Here is a 17,881-nt window from a genome sequence, read left to right on the forward strand (position 1 = left end):
GGACATGGTTCGTTCAGTCTGGAAAGGCCCGTTCGTCGAGGGTTCTCTGCTCAAGAAGGCAGATGCCGCGCGCGCGTCCGGCCGTCACGACGTCATCAAGATTTGGAGCCGCCGCTCGACCATCCTGCCGCAGTTCGTCGGCCTGACGTTCGGCGTCTACAACGGCCAGAAGCACGTGCCGGTCGCGATCAACGAGGAAATGGTCGGTCACAAGTTCGGCGAGTTCTCGCCGACCCGGACCTTCCATGGCCACTCGGGCGACAAGAAAGCCAAGAAGGCTTGAGGATTAAGCGATGAGCAAACCTAAGCGCGAACGTAGCCTCGCGGACAATGAGGCCAAGGCCGTCGCCCGCATGCTGCGCGTCAGCCCGCAGAAGCTGAACCTGGTCGCCCAGCTGATCCGTGGCCGCAAGGCATCGGCTGCGCTCGCCGACCTGCAGTTCTCGCGCAAGCGGATCGCGGTCGACGTCAAGAAGTGCCTGGAATCGGCGATCGCCAATGCCGAGAACAACCATGACCTCGAGGTCGACGATCTCGTCGTCGCCGAGGCCCATGTCGGCAACGGCATCGTGATGAAGCGTTTTGCCCCGCGGGGCCGTGGCCGTTCGGGCCGCGTGTACAAACCGTTCTCGCACCTGACCATCGTGGTTCGTCAGGTCGAGGAAAAGGCAAGCGCTTAAGAAGGGCGCAGGAGAAGACGATGGGTCAAAAGATCAATCCAATCGGGCTGCGTCTCGGCATCAACCGGACCTGGGATTCCCGTTGGTTCGCCGGCAAGCAGGAATACGGTAAGCTGCTGCACGAAGACGTCAAGATCCGCGAGATCCTGCACAAGGAGCTCAAGCAGGCGGCCGTCGCGCGCATCGTGATCGAGCGTCCGCACAAGAAGTGCCGCGTGACGATCCATTCGGCGCGTCCGGGCGTCGTGATCGGCAAGAAGGGCGCCGACATCGACAAGCTGCGCAAGAAGGTTGCCGACATCACCTCGTCGGACGTCGTGATCAACATCGTCGAAATCCGTAAACCCGAGCTCGATGCGACCCTGGTCGCTGAATCGATCGCCCAGCAGCTCGAGCGCCGCGTCGCGTTCCGCCGCGCCATGAAACGCGCGGTGCAGTCGGCGATGCGCCTGGGTGCCGAGGGCATCCGCATCAACTGCTCGGGCCGTCTCGGCGGCGCCGAAATCGCGCGCATGGAGTGGTACCGCGAAGGTCGCGTGCCGCTGCACACGCTGCGCGCCGACGTCGACTACGGCGTTGCCACCGCGTTCACGACCTTCGGCACCTGCGGCGTCAAGGTCTGGATCTTCAAGGGCGAGATCCTCGAGCACGATCCGATGGCCCAGGACAAGAGAATGGCCGAAGGCGACTCCGGCCGTCCGTCGCGCCGCGACGCCGCTTGAGGCAAAGCAGGAATTTGAGGGCTTAAAGCCATGATGCAACCTAAGAAAACGAAGTTCCGGAAGGCGCATAAGGGCCGTATCCACGGCGTTGCGACCTCTGGCGCGACGTTGGCGTTTGGCCAGTTCGGCCTGAAGGCGATGGAGCCTGAGCGCGTCACCGCCCGTCAGATCGAAGCCGCCCGCCGCGCGCTGACCCGTCACATGAAGCGCGCCGGCCGCGTCTGGATCCGCGTGTTCCCGGACGTGCCGGTGTCGAAGAAGCCCGCCGAAGTCCGCATGGGCTCCGGCAAGGGTTCGCCGGAATTGTGGGTGGCGCGGGTCAAGCCGGGCCGCGTGATGTTCGAGATCGACGGCGTCAACGTGCAAACCGCCAAGGAAGCGCTGACGCTCGCCGCCGCCAAGCTGCCGATCAAGACGCGCTTCGTCGCGCGCATCGCGGAGTAATCGCCATGGCCGAGACGAAAATCGAAGACATCCGCGCGATGAGCGACGACCAGCGCGAGGAGGCGATCCTCAACCTGAAGAAGGAGCGCTTCAACCTGCGCTTCCAGCGCGCCACCGGGCAGCTGGAGAACACCTCGCGCATGCGTGAAGCCCGCCGCGAGATCGCCCGTATCAAGACCGTCGCCGCGCAGTCGCGCGCGAAGAAGAAGTAAGAGGCCGCCTATGCCGAAACGTACCCTTCAGGGCGTGGTCGTCAGCGACAAGCAAGCCAAGACGATCGTGGTGCGCGTTGATCGCCGCTTTACCCACCCGATCTACAAGAAGACGATCCGCCGTTCGAAGAACTACCACGCGCACGACGAGAACAACGAGTTCAAGCCGGGCGACATGGTGTGGATCGAGGAATCGAAGCCGATCTCGAAGCTGAAGCGCTGGACCGTGGTCCGGGGCGAACACAAGAAAACTGCCTGATTTCTTCCGCTTAGCCGGACGAGTTCAGGGAAATTTTGAGCGCGCTGAAGCGCAGAAAGAGGACGAGGTGCATCAATGATTCAGATGCAGACCAACCTCGACGTGGCCGATAATTCTGGCGCACGCCGTGTCATGTGCATCAAGGTTCTTGGAGGTTCCAAGCGCCGCTATGCCACCGTGGGCGACGTTATCGTTGTGTCGATCAAGGAAGCCATTCCGCGTGGCAAGGTGAAGAAGGGCGACGTGATGAAGGCCGTCGTGGTGCGCGTCCGCAAGGACATCCGCCGCGCCGACGGTTCGGTCATCCGTTTCGACCGCAACGCCGCCGTGCTGATCAACAACCAGTCGGAGCCGGTCGGCACTCGTATCTTCGGGCCGGTGCCGCGCGAACTCCGCGCCAAGAACCACATGAAGATCATTTCGCTCGCGCCGGAGGTGCTGTGATGGCTGCCAAGATCCGCAAGGGCGACAAGGTGATCGTGCTGAACGGCCGCGACAAGGGCCGCACCGGCGAGGTGTTCGAGGTGCGTCCGGACGAGAACAAGGCTCTCGTGCGCGGCGTCAACATGGTGAAGCGTCACCAGAAGCAGACCCAGTCCCAGGAGGGCGGCATCATCTCCAAGGAGGCGCCGATCCACCTGTCCAACATTGCGTATGTCGGAAAGGACGGAAAGCCGACCCGCATTGGGTTCAAGATTCAGGCCGATGGCAAGAAGGTCCGTATTGCCAAGAGCTCGGGAGCAGAGATCGATGGCTGATACCGCTTACGTTCCGCGCCTGCGCGCGGAGTATGACAAGAAGATCCGCGGCTTGATGACCGAGAAGTTCGGTTACGCCAACGTGATGCAGGTTCCGCGCCTGGACAAGGTCGTGCTCAATATGGGCGTCGGCGACAGCGTCAACGACCGCAAGAAGGCCGAGACCGCCGCTGCCGAGCTGACCCAGATCGCCGGCCAGAAGGCGATCGTGACCTATTCGCGGATCGCGATCGCGACCTTCAAGCTGCGTGAGAACCAGCCGATCGGCTGCAAGGTCACGCTGCGCAAGGCCCATATGTACGAGTTCATCGACCGCCTGGTGAACGTGGCGCTGCCCCGCGTCCGCGACTTCCGCGGCCTGAACCCGAAGAGCTTTGACGGCCGCGGCAACTACTCGCTCGGCATCAAGGAACACATCATTTTCCCCGAGATCGACTTCGACAAGGTCACGGAAGCCCGCGGCATGGACATCACGGTCTGCACCACGGCCAAGACCGACGACGAGGCGCGCGCCTTGTTGACCGCTTTCAATTTCCCGTTCCGGCAGTGAGTAGCTGAGCCAAAGCCACTCAAACGCGGATACCCAGGAGCCAAGCATGGCAAAGAAGAGTTCAATCGAGAAGAACAACCGGCGCAAGCGGATGTCGAAGAACGCCGCCCCGCGTCGCGAGAAGCTGAAGGCGATCATCGCCGACAAGACCAAGCCGATGGAAGAGCGTTTCGCGGCGACCTTGAAGCTCGCCGAGATGCCGCGCAATTCGTCGCCAACCCGGATCCGCAACCGTTGCGAGCTCTCGGGCCGTCCGCGCTCGAACTATCGCAAGAACAAGCTGTCCCGCATCGCGCTGCGTGAACTCGGCTCCAAGGGCCTGGTTCCCGGGCTCGTGAAGTCGAGCTGGTAAGGAGGGTCGGAAACATGTCTACGCACGATCCGATCTCCGATCTCATCACCCGCATCCGCAACGCGCAGATGCGTTCCAAGTCCAAGGTCTCGAGCCCCGGCTCGAAGATGCGCCAGAACGTTCTCGATGTGCTGAAGGCCGAGGGCTACATCCGCGGCTACGCCAGCGTCGAGCATTCGTCCGGCCGCAGCGAGCTGGAGATCGAGCTGAAGTATTTCGACGGCGAGCCCGTGATCCGCGAGATCGAGCGCGTCTCCAAGCCGGGCCGCCGGGTCTACACCTCGGTGAAGAACCTGCCGCGCGTGAACAACGGTCTCGGCATTTCGGTGTTGTCGACGCCGAAGGGAATCATGGCTGACCACGACGCGCGCGACGCGAATGTGGGCGGCGAAGTTCTCTTCACGGTGTTCTGAGGAAGGAAGAGCGATGTCACGTATTGGCAAGCGGCCGGTGACGATCCCGTCGGGTGTGACGGCGAGCGTCGAGGGCCAGACGGTGAAGGTGAAGGGCCCGAAGGGCGCGCTTCAGTTCGTCGTGCATGACGACGTCGAGGTCAAGTTCGAGAACGGCCAGGTCAAGGTCGCTCCGCGCGTCAAGACCAACCGCGCGCAGGCGATGTACGGCACCGCGCGCGCGCAGGTCGCCAACCTCGTCGAGGGCGTCACCAAGGGCTTCGAGAAGAAGCTCGAGATCACCGGCGTCGGCTACCGCGCCGCGATGCAGGGCAAGAACCTGCAGCTCGCGCTCGGCTACAGCCACGATGTGGTCTACGCGATCCCGGAAGGCATCACCATTGCGGTGCCGAAGCCGACCGAGATCACGATCACCGGCAACGATCCGCAGCGCGTCGGCCAGGTCGCCGCCGAGATCCGCGCCTACCGTCCGCCGGAGCCCTACAAGGGCAAGGGCGTGAAGTACGCAAACGAATTCATCTTCCGCAAGGAAGGCAAGAAGAAGTAACGGAGCCGGTCATGTCACTCAAGGTTACGAATGCCCGGCGCAAGCAGCGCGTGCGCCTTGCGCTTCGCCGCTCTGCCAATGGCCGCCCGCGGCTGTCGGTGTTCCGCTCGTCCAAGCACATCTATGCCCAGGTCATCGACGACCAGAAGGGCGAGACGCTGGCGTCCGCTTCGTCGCTCGAGAAGACCTTGCGCGACGGTGGCAAGACCGGCGCCGACATCGATGCGGCCAAGGCGGTCGGCAAGCTGCTTGCCGAGCGCGCGGCGCAGAAGGGTGTCAAGGAAGTCGTGTTCGATCGCGGCGCCTACATCTATCACGGGCGCGTCAAGGCGCTCGCGGATGCGGCGCGCGAAGGCGGACTGAGCTTCTAAACCGAACAGACATTTGAGGATTGAGGCGTAAGGCCTCTTAAAGATTGGAAAACACCATGGCAGGTGAACGCGAACGCGGCGGACGCGAACGGAGCAGGGATCGCGAGGAGCGCGACAGCGAGTTCGTCGACAAGCTCGTCCACATCAATCGCGTGGCGAAGGTCGTCAAGGGCGGTAAGCGCTTCGGCTTTGCGGCACTGGTCGTGATCGGCGACCAGAAGGGCCGGGTCGGGTTCGGCCACGGCAAGGCGCGCGAAGTGCCGGAAGCGATCCGCAAGGCGACCGAGTCGGCGAAGCGCAACCTGACGCGCGTCGCTCTGCGCGAAGGCCGCACGCTGCATCACGACATCGCCGGCCGTCACGGCGCCGGCCGCGTCTACCTGCGTGCCGCTCCGGCCGGTACCGGCATCATCGCCGGCGGCCCGATGCGCGCGGTGTTCGAGACGCTCGGCATCCAGGACGTGGTGGCGAAGTCGATCGGCTCGTCGAATCCCTACAACATGGTTCGCGCCACCTTCGACGCGCTGAAGCATCAGGATTCGCCGCGCTCGGTGGCCGCCCGCCGCAACATCAAGGTCTCCACCCTGCAGTCGCGCCGCGTCGGCGGCGACGCCGAAGTGGTGGCGGAATAACCGGCGCTGTAAGCCAGCGCGCTATCTGGAGTTACTGACATGGCCAAGGCCAGCAAGACGATCAAGGTCGAGCAGATCGGCAGCGCCATCCGCCGCCATCACTCGCAGCGTTCGACGCTGATCGGCCTCAAGCTCAACAAGATCGGCCGGACCGCCGAGCTTCAGGACACCCCTGAGGTTCGCGGCATGATCAACAAGGTCCATCACCTCGTCCGCATCGTCGGCGAGTAAGCAAGAAATAGGAGAAGGGCGATGAAGCTCAGCGATATCGCCGACAACGCCGGCTCGCGCAAGAAGCGCATGCGTGTCGGCCGCGGCATCGGTTCCGGCAAGGGCAAGACCTCGGGCCGCGGCGGCAAGGGCCAGACCGCGCGTTCGGGCGTGCGCATCAAGGGCTTCGAAGGCGGCCAGATGCCGATGCATCGCCGTTTGCCCAAGCGCGGCTTCAACAACATCTTCCGGCTCGACTTCGCCGAGATCAATCTCGACCGTCTGCAGGAAGCCGTCGACGCCAAGAAGCTCGACGCCGGCGCCACGATCAACGTGGAAGCCCTGGTCAAGGCCGGCGTGCTGCGCCGCGCCAAGGACGGCCTGCGGCTGCTCGGTCGCGGCGAGCTCAAGTCCAAGCTGACCATCGAGGTGCATGGCGCCTCCAAGTCGGCCGTGGAAGCGGTCGAAAAGGCCGGCGGCACCGTCAAGATCCTCGCGCCCGCCAAGAAGGAAGACGGCGAGGCGGCGTAACAACTGCGTCATTGCCCGCGTCGCACGCGGGCAATTCGCATTTGGAACGATGGACTTATCGAGGCCGAGCACCAGATAATGTCCGGCGTCTGCCGATGATCCCCCAAACTTGAGCCCTGGGGTCGTCGGCGAAGGGGGCCCGGGAGAAAGCCAAGACATGGTCTCAGCAGCGGAACAACTTGCAGCCAACCTGAATTTCGGCGCCCTGGCCAAGGCCGACGAGCTGAAGAAGCGCATCTGGTTCACCCTGGGTGCGCTGCTTGTTTATCGGCTCGGCACCTACATCCCGCTGCCCGGCATCGATCCCAACATCTGGGAGCAGGTGTTCCGCACACAGGCCGGCGGCATCCTCGGCATGTTCAACATGTTCGCCGGCGGCGGCATCCACCGCATGGCGATCTTTGCGCTGAACATCATGCCGTACATCTCGGCATCGATCATCATCCAGCTGCTCACCACCGTCTCGCCCCAGCTCGAGGCGATGAAGAAGGAAGGTGAGGCGGGCCGCAAGATGCTGAACCAGTACACGCGGTACCTCACCGTGATCCTGGCGGCGTTCCAGTCCTACGGCATCGCGGTCGGCCTCGAAGGCGCCGGCAATGTCGTCAGCGACCCCGGCTTCTTCTTCCTGCTGTCGACCACGATCACGCTGACCGGCGGCACCATGTTCCTGATGTGGCTCGGCGAGCAGATCACCTCGCGCGGCATCGGCAACGGTATCTCGCTGATCATCCTCTCCGGCATCGTCGCCGAGCTGCCGTCGGCGCTCGCCAACATGCTGGAGCTAGGCCGCCAGGGTGCGATGTCGACCGGGCTGATCCTGATCGTGATCGTGATGGCGGTCGCCGTGATCGCCTTCATCGTGTTCATGGAGCGCGCGCAGCGCCGGCTGCTGATCCAGTATCCGAAGCGCCAGGTCGGCAACAAGATGTTCGAGGGCCAGTCCTCGCATCTGCCGCTCAAGCTCAACACGTCGGGCGTGATCCCGCCGATCTTCGCCTCGTCGCTGCTCTTGATGCCGACGACGGTGGCCAATTTCTACGCCGGCAAGGGCCCGGAGTGGTTCCAGTGGCTGACCACCCAGCTCAGCCACGGCCGTCCGCTGTTCCTGTTCATGTATCTCGCGTTGATCGTGTTCTTCGCGTTCTTCTACACCGCGATCGTGTTCAACCCGACCGAGACCGCGGACAATCTGAAGAAGCATGGCGGCTTCATCCCGGGCATCCGGCCCGGCGAGCGCACCGCCGAATACATCGACTATGTGCTGTCGCGCGTCACCGTGCTCGGCGCGGTCTATCTGGCGATCGTCTGTCTGATCCCGGAGATCCTGATCTCGTACGCCTCGGTGCCGTTCTACTTCGGCGGCACGTCGCTCCTGATCGTGGTCAGCGTGACCATGGATACAGTGGCGCAGGTGCAGGGCTATCTGCTGGCGCATCAGTATGAAGGCCTGATCCGCAAGTCGAAGCTGCGCGGACGCCGCCGCTAACGAGAGTCCCCATCATGAACGAGCTGGCGCGCCGCATCGCAATCACGATCGGCGCGCTGCTTCTTTTCAGGCTCGGCAGCCACATCCCGATGACGGGAATTTCGCCCCGCGTTCAGGCCGACCTGCTTTCAGCGATCGGCGCCGCCCGCATCTCGATCTTCGCGCTCTCCGTGATTCCCTATCTGAGCGCCGCGATCCTGCTCCAGCTTGTCGCCGTCGTGTGGGGAAGGCTGAGTGCGCTCGAGCGATCCGGCGAAATCGGCCGGCGCAGAATCGCCCGCTACACGCTGGTCCTGACACTGCTCATTGCATCGTTCCAGGCGTTCGGTGTTGCGTCCGGCCTGCAGGGTATTTCAGGCGTCGTCAGCGAGCCCGGCGCCTGGTTCCTGGTTTCGGCCACGGCAACGATGGTGGGCGGGGTGTTTTGCCTGGTCTGGCTCAGCGAGCAAATCACCCGGCACGGGATCGGTAACGGGCTCGCGCTCATTCTGGTTGTCGGCATCATCGTCTCGCTGCCGGGGGACATCGCCAACACTTTTGAACTGTTGAGACAGGGCGCGCTCCCCGGTGGTCTTGGGCCGTTGCTGGCCGTCATCTCGGTGGCGCTGGTAGCTGTCGTCGTGTTTTTCGAAGGCGCGCGGCGGAGTGTCCCGGTGCAATACGCCGCGCGGCAGGTCGGACAATCCGTGATTGAGCCGCAGTCCTCGGTGCTGTCGATCAAGATCAACAGCGCCGGATTCCTGATTCCCTCCACGGTCACGCCCTGGGTGTTCTATCTGCCGCTGGCGCTCGCGACCTTCGTGTTCGGCCAAACGTCCTGGTTGGCCAGGGCATATGGACACCTTAAGTTCGGCCAGCCGGTGCACATGGTGCTCGGATCCATCGTGATCTTCGTGCTGGCCTTCATCTACACGGCCTATGTGCTGGATCCCGAGCAGGCCGCCGAGACCCTGCAAAAGCAGGGCGGAACGATACAAGGCGTCGCGCCTGGGGAAGCGACGGTCGAGCATCTCGATCGCGTCGCGTCATTGACGACCGTCGTCGGAGCCGTCTACCTCGTGGCGATCGTGTTGATTCCGGAGCTGCTGGTGGCCTGGGGCGAACTGCCCTTTCTTTTTGGTGGTGGTTCGGTGCTGATTGTGGTTTGCACTATTCTGGATCTGAAAAAACAGGTGTGCGATCTCTCGCTCACCACTCGTGGGGGCGAACGCAAATGAGATTGATTCTTCTCGGACCGCCTGGCTCGGGCAAGGGGACCCAGGCCCAGCGGCTGGTGCACAAGCACGGCATCGTCCAGCTCTCGACCGGCGAGATGCTGCGCGCCGCGGTTGCCGCCGGCACGCCGATCGGGCTGCAGGCCAAGGAGATCATGGCCAATGGCGGCCTCGTTCCCGACGAGGTTGTGGTGGGAATCATCGCCGACCGCATCGAGCAGGCGGATGCCAAGAAGGGTTTCATCCTCGACGGTTTCCCGCGCACGGTGCCGCAGGCCGCTGCCCTCGACGAACTGCTCCGCAAGAAGCACCTCAAGCTCGACGCCGTGGTCGAGCTGCGCGTCAATGAGAGTGCGCTCCTGGAGCGCGTCGAGCGCCGCGCCCAGGAGACCCGCGCCCGTGGCGAGGAAGTCCGCCTCGACGACACCCCGGAAGTGCTGACCAAGCGCCTCGCCCAGTACCGCTCGCTGACCGAGCCGCTGATTCACTATTATTCGGAGAAGCGCAAGCTGCTGACCGTCGATGGCATGATGACCATCGAGCACGTCACTCGCGACATCAACCGAATCCTTGGCGCCATCGGAGCCCTGGAACCGAAGGAACACGCCGCGGAACCGGCCAGGAAGGCCGCCAAGGGCGCCAAGACATCCGCGAAGAAGCCGGCCAAGAAGGCAGCGAAAGTTGCCAGGAAGGCCGCCAAACCGGCCAAAAAGGCCGCTAAAGGGGCAAAAAAGGCCGCGAAATCAGCCAAAAAGCCCGCCAAAGGCGGGGGTGCCAAGAAGGCCAAGAAAGCCGCCAAAAAGGCTGCAAAAAAGCTGACGAAAAAGCGAGCTAAGCGCTAGGGGCGGTTGACGAAACCGACATGAATCCTTTAATAAGCCCCGCATCCAAGTCGGATAGTTTTATGACGATGCCGGGCCCCACAAGGACATGAGGGGAGGGCGTCGTGTTCGCGTTTGCGGACACCTGCCCGAGATAGCAAGAACTTAAGCCCGCATCCTCCGAGAGGATCGGCAACAGGAGAGAAGGCCGTGGCCCGTATTGCCGGCGTGAACATCCCCACCAACAAGCGCGTGCTGATCGCGCTTCAGTACATCCACGGCATCGGCCAGAAGAATGCGGCCGACATCCTGGAGAAGGTCAAGATTCCGGTCGAGCGCCGCGTCAGCCAGCTCTCCGACCAGGAAGTCCTGCAGATCCGCGAAGTGATCGACCGCGACTATCTCGTCGAGGGCGACCTGCGTCGTGAGGTCGGCATCAACATCAAGCGGCTGATGGACCTCGGCTGCTATCGTGGCCTGCGTCATCGCCGCGGCCTGCCGGTGCGCGGCCAGCGCACCCACACCAATGCGCGCACGCGCAAGGGTCCGGCCAAGGCGATCGCCGGCAAGAAGAAGTAAAGTTTCGCGAATAGCGAATAGTGGGTGGCGAATAGTTACTATTCGCTACTCGCCATTCGCTAATCACGTTTTTAGGTGTAGCCGCTGGCACTACGGCGGCGTTTGAGATCACAGGAAAGGTTTGAAATGGGCAAGGAAGCCACCCGCGTCCGCCGTCGCGAACGCAAGAACATCGCCTCCGGCATCGCGCACGTGAATTCGTCGTTCAACAACACCACCATCACCATCACCGACGCGCAGGGCAACACCATTGCCTGGTCGTCGGCAGGCACGATGGGCTTCAAGGGCTCGCGCAAGTCGACCCCGTATGCCGCGCAGGTCGCAGCCGAAGATGTTTCCAAGAAGGCGCAGGAACACGGCATGCGCACGCTGGAAGTTGAAGTGGCCGGCCCCGGTTCGGGCCGTGAGTCGGCGCTCCGTGCGCTGCAGGCTGCGGGCTTCACCGTCACCTCGATCCGCGACGTGACCACGATCCCGCACAATGGTTGCCGTCCGCGCAAGCGCCGGCGCGTTTGATCTGATGAAGTCGCGGACGGCCCGGCCGTCCGCGATGGTTTTTTGGAATTTGACCGCGCGGACAGTTCCGCGATCTCCAACGCCGGTGTGGGCCGATCGATCGGCCCGGATGGCCGGCAAATGGGTGAACCAGTGACGATCCAGAAAAATTGGCAGGAATTGATTCGACCGAACAAGCTGGTGGTGACGCCGGGTTCGGACGCTTCGCGCTTCGCGACCATCGTCGCCGAGCCGCTCGAGCGCGGCTTCGGCCAGACCCTCGGCAACGCTCTGCGCCGCATTCTGCTCTCCTCGCTGCAGGGCGCCGCCGTGCAGTCGGTGCACATCGACGGCGTGCTGCACGAGTTCTCCTCGATCGCGGGCGTCCGTGAGGACGTCACCGACATCGTGCTCAACATCAAGGACATCTCGATCAAGATGCAGGGCGAAGGCCCGAAGCGCATGGTCGTGAAGAAGCAGGGCCCGGGCGCCGTCACCGCCGGCGACATCCAGACCGTCGGCGACGTCACCGTGCTGAACCCCGACCTGCAGCTCTGCACGCTGGACGACGGCGCCGAGATACGCATGGAGTTCACGGTCACCACCGGCAAGGGCTATGTCGCCGCCGAGCGTAACCGTCCCGAGGACGCGCCGATCGGCCTGATCCCGGTCGACAGCCTGTTCTCGCCGGTCCGCAAGGTCTCCTACAAGGTCGAGAACACCCGCGAGGGCCAGATCCTCGACTACGACAAGCTGACCATGACGATCGAGACCAACGGCGCGATCACGCCGGATGACGCGGTGGCCTATGCCGCGCGCATCCTGCAGGATCAGCTCAACGTGTTCGTCAACTTCGAAGAGCCGCGCAAGGAAGTCGCGCAGGAGATCATCCCGGATCTCGCCTTCAACCCGGCGTTCCTCAAGAAGGTCGACGAGCTCGAGCTGTCGGTGCGTTCGGCCAACTGCCTGAAGAACGACAACATCGTCTACATCGGCGACCTCGTGCAGAAGAGCGAAGCGGAAATGCTCCGCACTCCGAACTTCGGCCGCAAGTCGCTGAACGAGATCAAGGAAGTGCTGGCCCAGATGGGTCTGCACCTCGGCATGGAAGTGCCGGGCTGGCCGCCGGAGAACATCGACGAGCTCGCCAAGCGCTTCGAGGATCACTACTGAGTTGCGTGATGGCCGGCTTGTCCGGCCGTCATGTTTTAACGGGCGAACGCAGGTAGCCCACCTGAGCAACATGTCCGACGAACCGTCGCGGCAGTCAAAGTAAGGAATACAGAAATGCGTCACGGCAAGGTTCATCGGAAGCTCAACCGCACCGCCGAGCATCGGCGTGCGATGTTCGCCAACATGGCGGCAGCCCTGATCAAGCACGAGCAGATCGTCACCACGCTGCCGAAGGCCAAGGAGCTGCGTCCGATCGTCGAGAAGCTCGTCACCCTCGGCAAGAAGGGCGGTCTCGCCCTGCGCCGCCAGGCGATCTCGGAGCTGCGCGACGTCGACCAGGTCAAGAAGCTGTTCGACACGCTGGCCACCCGCTACAAGGACCGCCAGGGCGGCTACACCCGCATCATCAAGGCCGGCTTCCGCTACGGCGACAACGCGGCGATGGCCGTGATCGAGTTCGTCGACCGCGACGTCGACGCCAAGGGCCAGGACTCCGGTCCGGTCCAGGAGAAGGAAGCCGAGGCGGCGTAAGCCTCAGCGGATAAGAGTTTCGAAAGCGGCGCCTTTTGGGCGCCGCTTTTTTGTATGGCGCGTCGAATTCTCATGCCGCGCACGATCATTTTTTCAAATGCGATTTTTGCCCGGGAGGCTTCAATGAGGATTGTGCTGGGGATCGCGCTCGCATTGCTGATGTCGCCGGCGGCCAGCGAGACGCTGGTCGAGCGCGGCGCTTATCTCGTGGGTAGCGTCATGGTCTGCCACAACTGCCACACCCCGCGCGGTCCGCAAGGTTTCGATATGTCGCGCGCGCTGTCGGGCGGCCAGACCTTCGACGAGCCCGCCTTCAAGGTCACCGGCTCCAACATCACCCCGGACAAGGACACCGGCATCGGCAAATGGAGCGACGCCGAGCTCAAGCACTTCCTGGTCAGCGGCGTCAGGCCCGATAGCACAAAGGTCGCGCCGATCATGCCGACCGGGTTCTACACCGTGCTCACCGCACGCGATCTCGACGCGCTGGTGGCCTATCTGCGCTCGGTGCCGGCCGTGCCTCATGAGGTGCCGGCGCCGGAATACCGGATTGCGCTGAAGCCGGAGGTGCCGACCTATGCCGGCAAGCAGGCGAGTGAGGCTGAGCTGGCCGACAAGCTCGCGCGCGGCCGCTATCTCCTGACCATCGCGCATTGCCTGGAATGTCACACGCCGGAAGGCCCGTCCGCCGTGCACGACTTCGCCAAGGCGAGCGGCAAGGGCGGCCGCACCTTCAAGGGGCCATGGGGCGAATCCAGGTCTCCGAACATCACCTCGCATGCGCAGTCCGGCATTGGTGCGTGGAGCGACGACGAGATCAAGCGCGCCATCACGCAAGGCGTCGCGCGCGACGGCCACAAGATGAAGCCGCCGATGGCGTATGCGGGCTATGCGACCATGAGCCCGCAGGATCTGGACGCGCTCGTCGCCTTCGTCCGGACGCTGCCGCCGCGCGAATAGCGGCCATGCGGAACCTGGAGCATGATCCGGAAAAGTGTGAAGCGGTTTTCCCTCGCGACAAACGCCGAAGGCGTTTGCGCGGAGATCATGCTCAAACAAAGAGCTAAAGCGCGATGACGAATTCAACCCAATCTCATCGCGCTTTTTGCCTCACGCATCGGTGAGGGCGGTTGAAGCTCTTTGTGCAGCGCACGATATCTCTGTCAGCAACCACGGAGATCACACATGAACATCGACCTGTCCGGAAAGACGGCGCTCGTCACCGGCTCGACCGCCGGCATCGGTCACGCCATCGCCAAGGGCCTCGCCGAGTCAGGGGCGAGCGTCGTGATCAATGGCCGCGGCCAGGACAAGGTCGATGCGGCCGTGAGCAAGCTGGAAGGGACGGGGGCCAAGATCCGCGGCATCGCCGCCGACGTCTCGACCGCGTCCGGCTGCAAGGCGCTGGTATCAGCGCTGCCGGAGGTCGACATCCTCATCAACAACGCCGGCATCTTCGAGCCGAAGGAGTTCTTCGACATCCCCGACGAGGACTGGAGCCGCTTCTACGAGGTCAATGTGATGAGCGGCGTGCGGCTGTCGCGCGCGTATCTCAAGGGCATGCTCAAGCGCAATTGGGGCCGCATCGTCTTCATCTCCTCGGAGTCCGGGCTCAACATTCCCGTCGAGATGATTCACTACGGCATGACCAAGACCGCCCAGCTCTCGGTCGCGCGCGGGCTGGCGCAGCTCACCCGCGGCACCGGCGTCACCGTCAATTCCGTGCTGCCGGGACCGACCATGTCGGAAGGCGTCGAGACCTTCGTGAGGGATCTTGCGAAGCAGAACGGCCAGTCGGTCGATGAGGCCGCCGCCAATTTCGTCAGGCAGCATCGCCCGAGCTCGCTGATCCAGCGCTTCGCCAGCGTCGAGGAGATCGCCAACATGGTGGTTTATGTTGCCTCGAAGGAGGCATCAGTGACCAACGGCGCGGCCTTGCGCGCCGAGGGCGGCATCGTCAACACCATCGCTTGAGCACGCACATGACAGCCTATGTGATTTCCGAAGTCGAGATGCGTGACCCCGACGGTTTCGAGGCCTATCGCACGCTCGCCGCAAAGACCATCGCGCAATTTGGCGGCCGCTATCTCGTCCGCGGCGGCAAGGCCGAGCTCGCCGAAGGCAATTTGCCGCCCAAATCCATCGTGATCGTCGAATTCCCCACCATGGCGCGGCTGAAGGAATGGTATGCTTCGCCGGAATACGCCGAGGCGTTGAAGATCCGCGCAGACGCGCTGGAGCGGCGGCTGGTGTTCGTCGAGGGTGTGGAACAAACTTAGCTGATCTGCTCGCTGGCCGCTTCAATTCGCGGCGTGATCGGTATAGACCGCGTTATGGTTATAGTCCGGTCTATCCGCAACAGGCGGCGGTTGAGGATCACGTCTGCGCGGTGGCAACGGCGGGCCATCTTCCTGCTGGGTGGGATCGTGGTTGGCGCCGCGGCCGTGGGGCTCGCGCTGCTCGCCGACCTCGCCCAGGAGGCGTTCAGGCTGCTGCTCGCAAAGTGGCGTTACGCCGCGCTGCTGGTGACGCCGCTCGGCTTCCTGCTGTCGGCGTTCCTCACCATGCGGCTGTTTCCGGGAGCTCAGGGCAGCGGCATTCCGCAAGCCATCGCCGCGCGCCATCTTGACGATCAGACGGCGCGGGAACGGCTCGTGTCCCTGCGCATTGCCGTCGGGAAAATTCTCCTCACTCTGTTCGGCCTGTTGTGCGGCGGCTCCGTCGGGCGGGAAGGGCCGACCGTTCAGGTCGGCGCATCCGTGATGTTCGCGCTCGGGCGCGTCTCGCCGCGCCGCCAGCCCGGATTGATCCTGGCCGGCGCGGCGGCCGGTGTCGCCGCGGCCTTCAACACGCCGCTGGCGGGAATCGTGTTCGGCATCGAGGAGATGAGTCGTGCCTTCGAGACGCGCACCAGCAGCCTGATCATCGCCGCGGTCATCGCGGCCGGCCTGACGTCACTGGCGCTGATGGGCAACTACACCTATTTCGGCAGCAGCGCGATGTCGCTGGCCCGCGGCCTCGATTGGCTGGCGGTTCCCGTTTGCGGCGTGGTCGGAGGCGTTGCAGGGGGGGTGTTCAGCCGTATCGTGATCACGATGGCGCGCGGCCTGCCCAACCCCGTCGGCCGTGCGATCAAGGCGCATCCCTTGTGGTTTGCACTGGCGTGCGGGCTTGCGGTTGCGATCTGCGGTCTGATCTCCGGCGATACGATCTACGGCACCGGCTATGCGCAGGTGAAGGAAGCGCTTGATCACGGCACGCCGCTGCCGCAGGATTTCGGCGTGCTCAAGCTGCTGGCGACCGCGTTTGCGGCGATCAGCGGCATACCCGGCGGCATCTTTTCGCCGTCGCTGGCCGTCGGCGCCGGCCTGGGCAGCAACGTCGCAGTGCTTTTCCACGATGCGCCGATCGGTGCGATCTTGCTGCTCGGCATGGTCTCTTATTTCGCCGGCGTCGTGCAGGCGCCGATCACGGCCTTCGTGATCGTCACCGAGATGACCGACAATCATGCCATGGTGGTGCCGCTGATGGCCGCGGCGCTGATCGCCCATTTCGTTTCGCGGATGATCTGCGAGGAGGGGATCTATCACGCGCTCGCCAAGGGTTTTGTCGAGCGGGCGGCGCGTCCGCCGGAGGCGGCAGCTTCGCCCGCGTCGCGGTGACGATCCGCGCTGACGCGCTGGAGCGGCGGCTGGTGTTTGTCGAGGGCGTGCCGGGGAAGGTCTTTCTGACGCAACGAAGGCACTTCGGGCGGCCGCGCAGGCGAAGTAGCTGTGTCTTGCTGGATGACGAGGAGCGCCTTGCGCAGGGCGCTCCTCGCGCTGGTCACGCCGACTACTCCTCCTTGATCCCCGCCTTCTGCGCGACGTCCTTCATGTCAGCAGTTTCCTTGGTGATCGCACCGGTCCAGTCGCTGTAGCGCATGAAGCCAGGCTCGAAGCCGACCTTGGTGAAGCGCTCGATGACGGCGGGATTGTTGATGGTCTCCTCCAGCGTCGCCGTCAGCCTGTCGCGCACGGCGGATGGTAGCCCCTTCGGCGTGACCACGGCGCCCCAGGAGGCGAAGTCGATGGGATAGCCGAGTTCTGTCAGCGTCGGCACGTCGGGCAGGAGCGGCGTGCGCTTGGAGGAGAAGACCGCGAGCACGCGGACGGTGCCGGCCTCGAGCTGCGGCTTGGCGGCGATCACGGTGTCGACATGATACTGGATGTGCTTGCCGATCAGGTCGTTCATCGCCGGCGCGCTGCCCTTGTAGGGCAGGTGGACCATCTTGATCCCCGCACTCGACTTGAACAGCTCGCCCGCAAAGTGCGAGACGGTCGCCACGCCAAAGGACGCGAGCGACAATTTATCCGGATTTGCCCTGGCTTCGGCGATCAGCGCGGCAAGGTCCTTGACCGGGTTGTCCTTGTAGGTGACGAGCACCAGCGTGATTTTGCCGACTTGTCCGATCGGCTCGAAATCCTTGGCCGCATCGTAAGGCACGCTCTCCTTCACCGCCGCCGGCAGAGTGAAGGTCGAATTCGAGCTGAAGAACAGGGTATAGCCGTCGGGCGCAGCGCGTGCGACTTCCTTGCCCGCGATCGTGGTGCCGCCGCCGGGGCGGTTCATGATGACCACGGGCTTGCCGAGCCGGCTCTCGAGCTCGCCGCCGATGATGCGGGCCACGACGTCGGAGGCGCCTCCCGGCGGAAACGGCACGACCAGTTGCAGTGATTTCTCGGGATAGCCGTCAGCAAGCGCGAGCGAGGTGCAGCCCATCAACCCGGCGGCCGCACAGGCAGCCGCCGAGATCGTTCTCTTCATCCAGATGTTCATTCAATCCTGTCCCTGTAATTCCCCGAGGCGGGGTCAACCGGCCCGGGGAACCTAACAGAGACGTTTGGTCGTTTGAAAGC

28 protein-coding genes are annotated in these 17,881 nt (G+C 63.7%); 27 read left to right on the top strand and 1 reads right to left on the bottom strand.

What is annotated here, in order from left to right:
* Nucleotides 1-4 precede the first annotated feature (4 nt).
* From rpsS to JQ604_RS15560, 27 genes are all read left to right on the top strand, one after another.
* A complete protein-coding gene (gene rpsS / locus JQ604_RS15430) occupies nucleotides 5-283 on the top strand; it encodes a 30S ribosomal protein S19 (RefSeq protein WP_018272137.1) in 279 nt (92 codons plus the stop codon).
* Between the two features lie 10 nt (nucleotides 284-293).
* A complete protein-coding gene (gene rplV, locus JQ604_RS15435) occupies nucleotides 294-680 on the top strand; it encodes a 50S ribosomal protein L22 (protein WP_212358254.1) in 387 nt (128 codons plus the stop codon).
* Between the two features lie 20 nt (nucleotides 681-700).
* Nucleotides 701-1,402 (top strand): 30S ribosomal protein S3, encoded by a 702-nt coding sequence (gene rpsC / locus JQ604_RS15440; protein WP_212358255.1) that lies wholly within the window; start codon nucleotides 701-703, stop codon nucleotides 1,400-1,402.
* A gap of 30 nt (nucleotides 1,403-1,432) precedes the next feature.
* On the top strand, nucleotides 1,433-1,846 hold the full coding sequence (rplP, locus tag JQ604_RS15445; protein ID WP_212358256.1) for a 50S ribosomal protein L16: 414 nt from the start codon (nucleotides 1,433-1,435) through the stop codon (nucleotides 1,844-1,846).
* Nucleotides 1,847-1,851: 5 nt separating this feature from the next.
* Entirely contained in the window at nucleotides 1,852-2,058 is a 207-nt protein-coding gene (rpmC, locus tag JQ604_RS15450) for a 50S ribosomal protein L29 (protein WP_212358257.1), read from the top strand.
* Nucleotides 2,059-2,068: 10 nt separating this feature from the next.
* Nucleotides 2,069-2,317 (top strand): 30S ribosomal protein S17, encoded by a 249-nt coding sequence (rpsQ, locus tag JQ604_RS15455; RefSeq protein ID WP_212358258.1) that lies wholly within the window; start codon nucleotides 2,069-2,071, stop codon nucleotides 2,315-2,317.
* A gap of 75 nt (nucleotides 2,318-2,392) precedes the next feature.
* Nucleotides 2,393-2,761 carry a 50S ribosomal protein L14 gene (gene rplN, locus JQ604_RS15460; RefSeq protein WP_011473865.1) on the top strand — a complete coding sequence of 123 codons (369 nt, stop codon included), beginning with the start codon at nucleotides 2,393-2,395 and terminating at the stop codon, nucleotides 2,759-2,761.
* A complete protein-coding gene (rplX, locus tag JQ604_RS15465) occupies nucleotides 2,761-3,075 on the top strand; it encodes a 50S ribosomal protein L24 (RefSeq protein ID WP_212358259.1) in 315 nt (104 codons plus the stop codon). The genes rplN and rplX overlap by 1 nt, the downstream gene beginning before the upstream one ends.
* The gene (gene rplE / locus JQ604_RS15470; RefSeq protein WP_212358260.1) at nucleotides 3,068-3,625 is read left to right on the top strand and encodes a 50S ribosomal protein L5; all 558 of its coding nucleotides are present in this window, start codon (nucleotides 3,068-3,070) and stop codon (nucleotides 3,623-3,625) included. The genes rplX and rplE overlap by 8 nt, the downstream gene beginning before the upstream one ends.
* A 46-nt stretch (nucleotides 3,626-3,671) precedes the next feature.
* Nucleotides 3,672-3,977 (top strand): 30S ribosomal protein S14, encoded by a 306-nt coding sequence (gene rpsN, locus JQ604_RS15475; protein WP_212358261.1) that lies wholly within the window; start codon nucleotides 3,672-3,674, stop codon nucleotides 3,975-3,977.
* A gap of 14 nt (nucleotides 3,978-3,991) precedes the next feature.
* Nucleotides 3,992-4,390 carry a 30S ribosomal protein S8 gene (gene rpsH, locus JQ604_RS15480; RefSeq protein WP_212358262.1) on the top strand — a complete coding sequence of 133 codons (399 nt, stop codon included), beginning with the start codon at nucleotides 3,992-3,994 and terminating at the stop codon, nucleotides 4,388-4,390.
* A gap of 13 nt (nucleotides 4,391-4,403) precedes the next feature.
* Nucleotides 4,404-4,937 carry a 50S ribosomal protein L6 gene (gene rplF, locus JQ604_RS15485; protein ID WP_212358263.1) on the top strand — a complete coding sequence of 178 codons (534 nt, stop codon included), beginning with the start codon at nucleotides 4,404-4,406 and terminating at the stop codon, nucleotides 4,935-4,937.
* 11 nt (nucleotides 4,938-4,948) lie between these two features.
* Nucleotides 4,949-5,308, top strand: coding sequence for a 50S ribosomal protein L18 (gene rplR / locus JQ604_RS15490; RefSeq protein ID WP_212358264.1), 360 nt, complete (start codon nucleotides 4,949-4,951; stop codon nucleotides 5,306-5,308).
* A gap of 56 nt (nucleotides 5,309-5,364) precedes the next feature.
* Entirely contained in the window at nucleotides 5,365-5,940 is a 576-nt protein-coding gene (gene rpsE, locus JQ604_RS15495) for a 30S ribosomal protein S5 (RefSeq protein ID WP_028349043.1), read from the top strand.
* Between the two features lie 39 nt (nucleotides 5,941-5,979).
* Nucleotides 5,980-6,171 carry a 50S ribosomal protein L30 gene (rpmD, locus tag JQ604_RS15500; protein ID WP_212358265.1) on the top strand — a complete coding sequence of 64 codons (192 nt, stop codon included), beginning with the start codon at nucleotides 5,980-5,982 and terminating at the stop codon, nucleotides 6,169-6,171.
* A 21-nt stretch (nucleotides 6,172-6,192) separates the two neighbouring features.
* Nucleotides 6,193-6,681 carry a 50S ribosomal protein L15 gene (gene rplO, locus JQ604_RS15505; RefSeq protein ID WP_212358266.1) on the top strand — a complete coding sequence of 163 codons (489 nt, stop codon included), beginning with the start codon at nucleotides 6,193-6,195 and terminating at the stop codon, nucleotides 6,679-6,681.
* A gap of 157 nt (nucleotides 6,682-6,838) precedes the next feature.
* The gene (gene secY / locus JQ604_RS15510) at nucleotides 6,839-8,170 is read left to right on the top strand and encodes a preprotein translocase subunit SecY (protein ID WP_212358267.1); all 1,332 of its coding nucleotides are present in this window, start codon (nucleotides 6,839-6,841) and stop codon (nucleotides 8,168-8,170) included.
* A 14-nt stretch (nucleotides 8,171-8,184) separates the two neighbouring features.
* A complete protein-coding gene (locus tag JQ604_RS15515; RefSeq protein ID WP_249158275.1) occupies nucleotides 8,185-9,387 on the top strand; it encodes a preprotein translocase subunit SecY in 1,203 nt (400 codons plus the stop codon).
* On the top strand, nucleotides 9,384-10,226 hold the full coding sequence (locus JQ604_RS15520) for an adenylate kinase (RefSeq protein WP_212358268.1): 843 nt from the start codon (nucleotides 9,384-9,386) through the stop codon (nucleotides 10,224-10,226). Before JQ604_RS15515 ends, JQ604_RS15520 begins: the two co-directional genes overlap by 4 nt.
* Nucleotides 10,227-10,415: 189 nt before the next feature.
* A complete protein-coding gene (gene rpsM, locus JQ604_RS15525; RefSeq protein ID WP_212358269.1) occupies nucleotides 10,416-10,784 on the top strand; it encodes a 30S ribosomal protein S13 in 369 nt (122 codons plus the stop codon).
* A 126-nt stretch (nucleotides 10,785-10,910) separates the two neighbouring features.
* Entirely contained in the window at nucleotides 10,911-11,300 is a 390-nt protein-coding gene (gene rpsK / locus JQ604_RS15530) for a 30S ribosomal protein S11 (RefSeq protein ID WP_006021048.1), read from the top strand.
* 120 nt (nucleotides 11,301-11,420) lie between these two features.
* Nucleotides 11,421-12,452, top strand: coding sequence for a DNA-directed RNA polymerase subunit alpha (locus JQ604_RS15535; protein ID WP_212358270.1), 1,032 nt, complete (start codon nucleotides 11,421-11,423; stop codon nucleotides 12,450-12,452).
* Between the two features lie 114 nt (nucleotides 12,453-12,566).
* Nucleotides 12,567-12,983: a 50S ribosomal protein L17 gene (rplQ, locus tag JQ604_RS15540; RefSeq protein WP_212358271.1), complete on the top strand. Its 417-nt coding sequence runs from the start codon at nucleotides 12,567-12,569 to the stop codon at nucleotides 12,981-12,983.
* Nucleotides 12,984-13,106: 123 nt separating this feature from the next.
* Nucleotides 13,107-13,943, top strand: a complete 837-nt coding sequence (locus JQ604_RS15545) for a c-type cytochrome (RefSeq protein ID WP_212358272.1) — start codon at nucleotides 13,107-13,109, stop codon at nucleotides 13,941-13,943.
* A gap of 225 nt (nucleotides 13,944-14,168) precedes the next feature.
* The gene (locus tag JQ604_RS15550) at nucleotides 14,169-14,957 is read left to right on the top strand and encodes an SDR family NAD(P)-dependent oxidoreductase (protein WP_212358273.1); all 789 of its coding nucleotides are present in this window, start codon (nucleotides 14,169-14,171) and stop codon (nucleotides 14,955-14,957) included.
* A gap of 8 nt (nucleotides 14,958-14,965) precedes the next feature.
* Complete coding sequence (locus JQ604_RS15555) at nucleotides 14,966-15,262, top strand: DUF1330 domain-containing protein (RefSeq protein ID WP_212358274.1); 297 nt, start codon at nucleotides 14,966-14,968, stop codon at nucleotides 15,260-15,262.
* A 54-nt stretch (nucleotides 15,263-15,316) separates the two neighbouring features.
* Entirely contained in the window at nucleotides 15,317-16,645 is a 1,329-nt protein-coding gene (locus tag JQ604_RS15560) for a chloride channel protein (protein WP_212358348.1), read from the top strand.
* A gap of 172 nt (nucleotides 16,646-16,817) precedes the next feature.
* Here the strand turns inward: JQ604_RS15560 and JQ604_RS15565 are convergent, their stop codons facing one another.
* Nucleotides 16,818-17,789 carry a Bug family tripartite tricarboxylate transporter substrate binding protein gene (locus JQ604_RS15565; protein ID WP_249158276.1) on the bottom strand — a complete coding sequence of 324 codons (972 nt, stop codon included), beginning with the start codon at nucleotides 17,787-17,789 and terminating at the stop codon, nucleotides 16,818-16,820.
* Nucleotides 17,790-17,881 lie beyond the last annotated feature (92 nt).

Origin of the sequence: Bradyrhizobium jicamae, from assembly GCF_018130695.1 — a bacterium.
GTDB lineage: Bacteria > Pseudomonadota > Alphaproteobacteria > Rhizobiales > Xanthobacteraceae > Bradyrhizobium > Bradyrhizobium jicamae_B.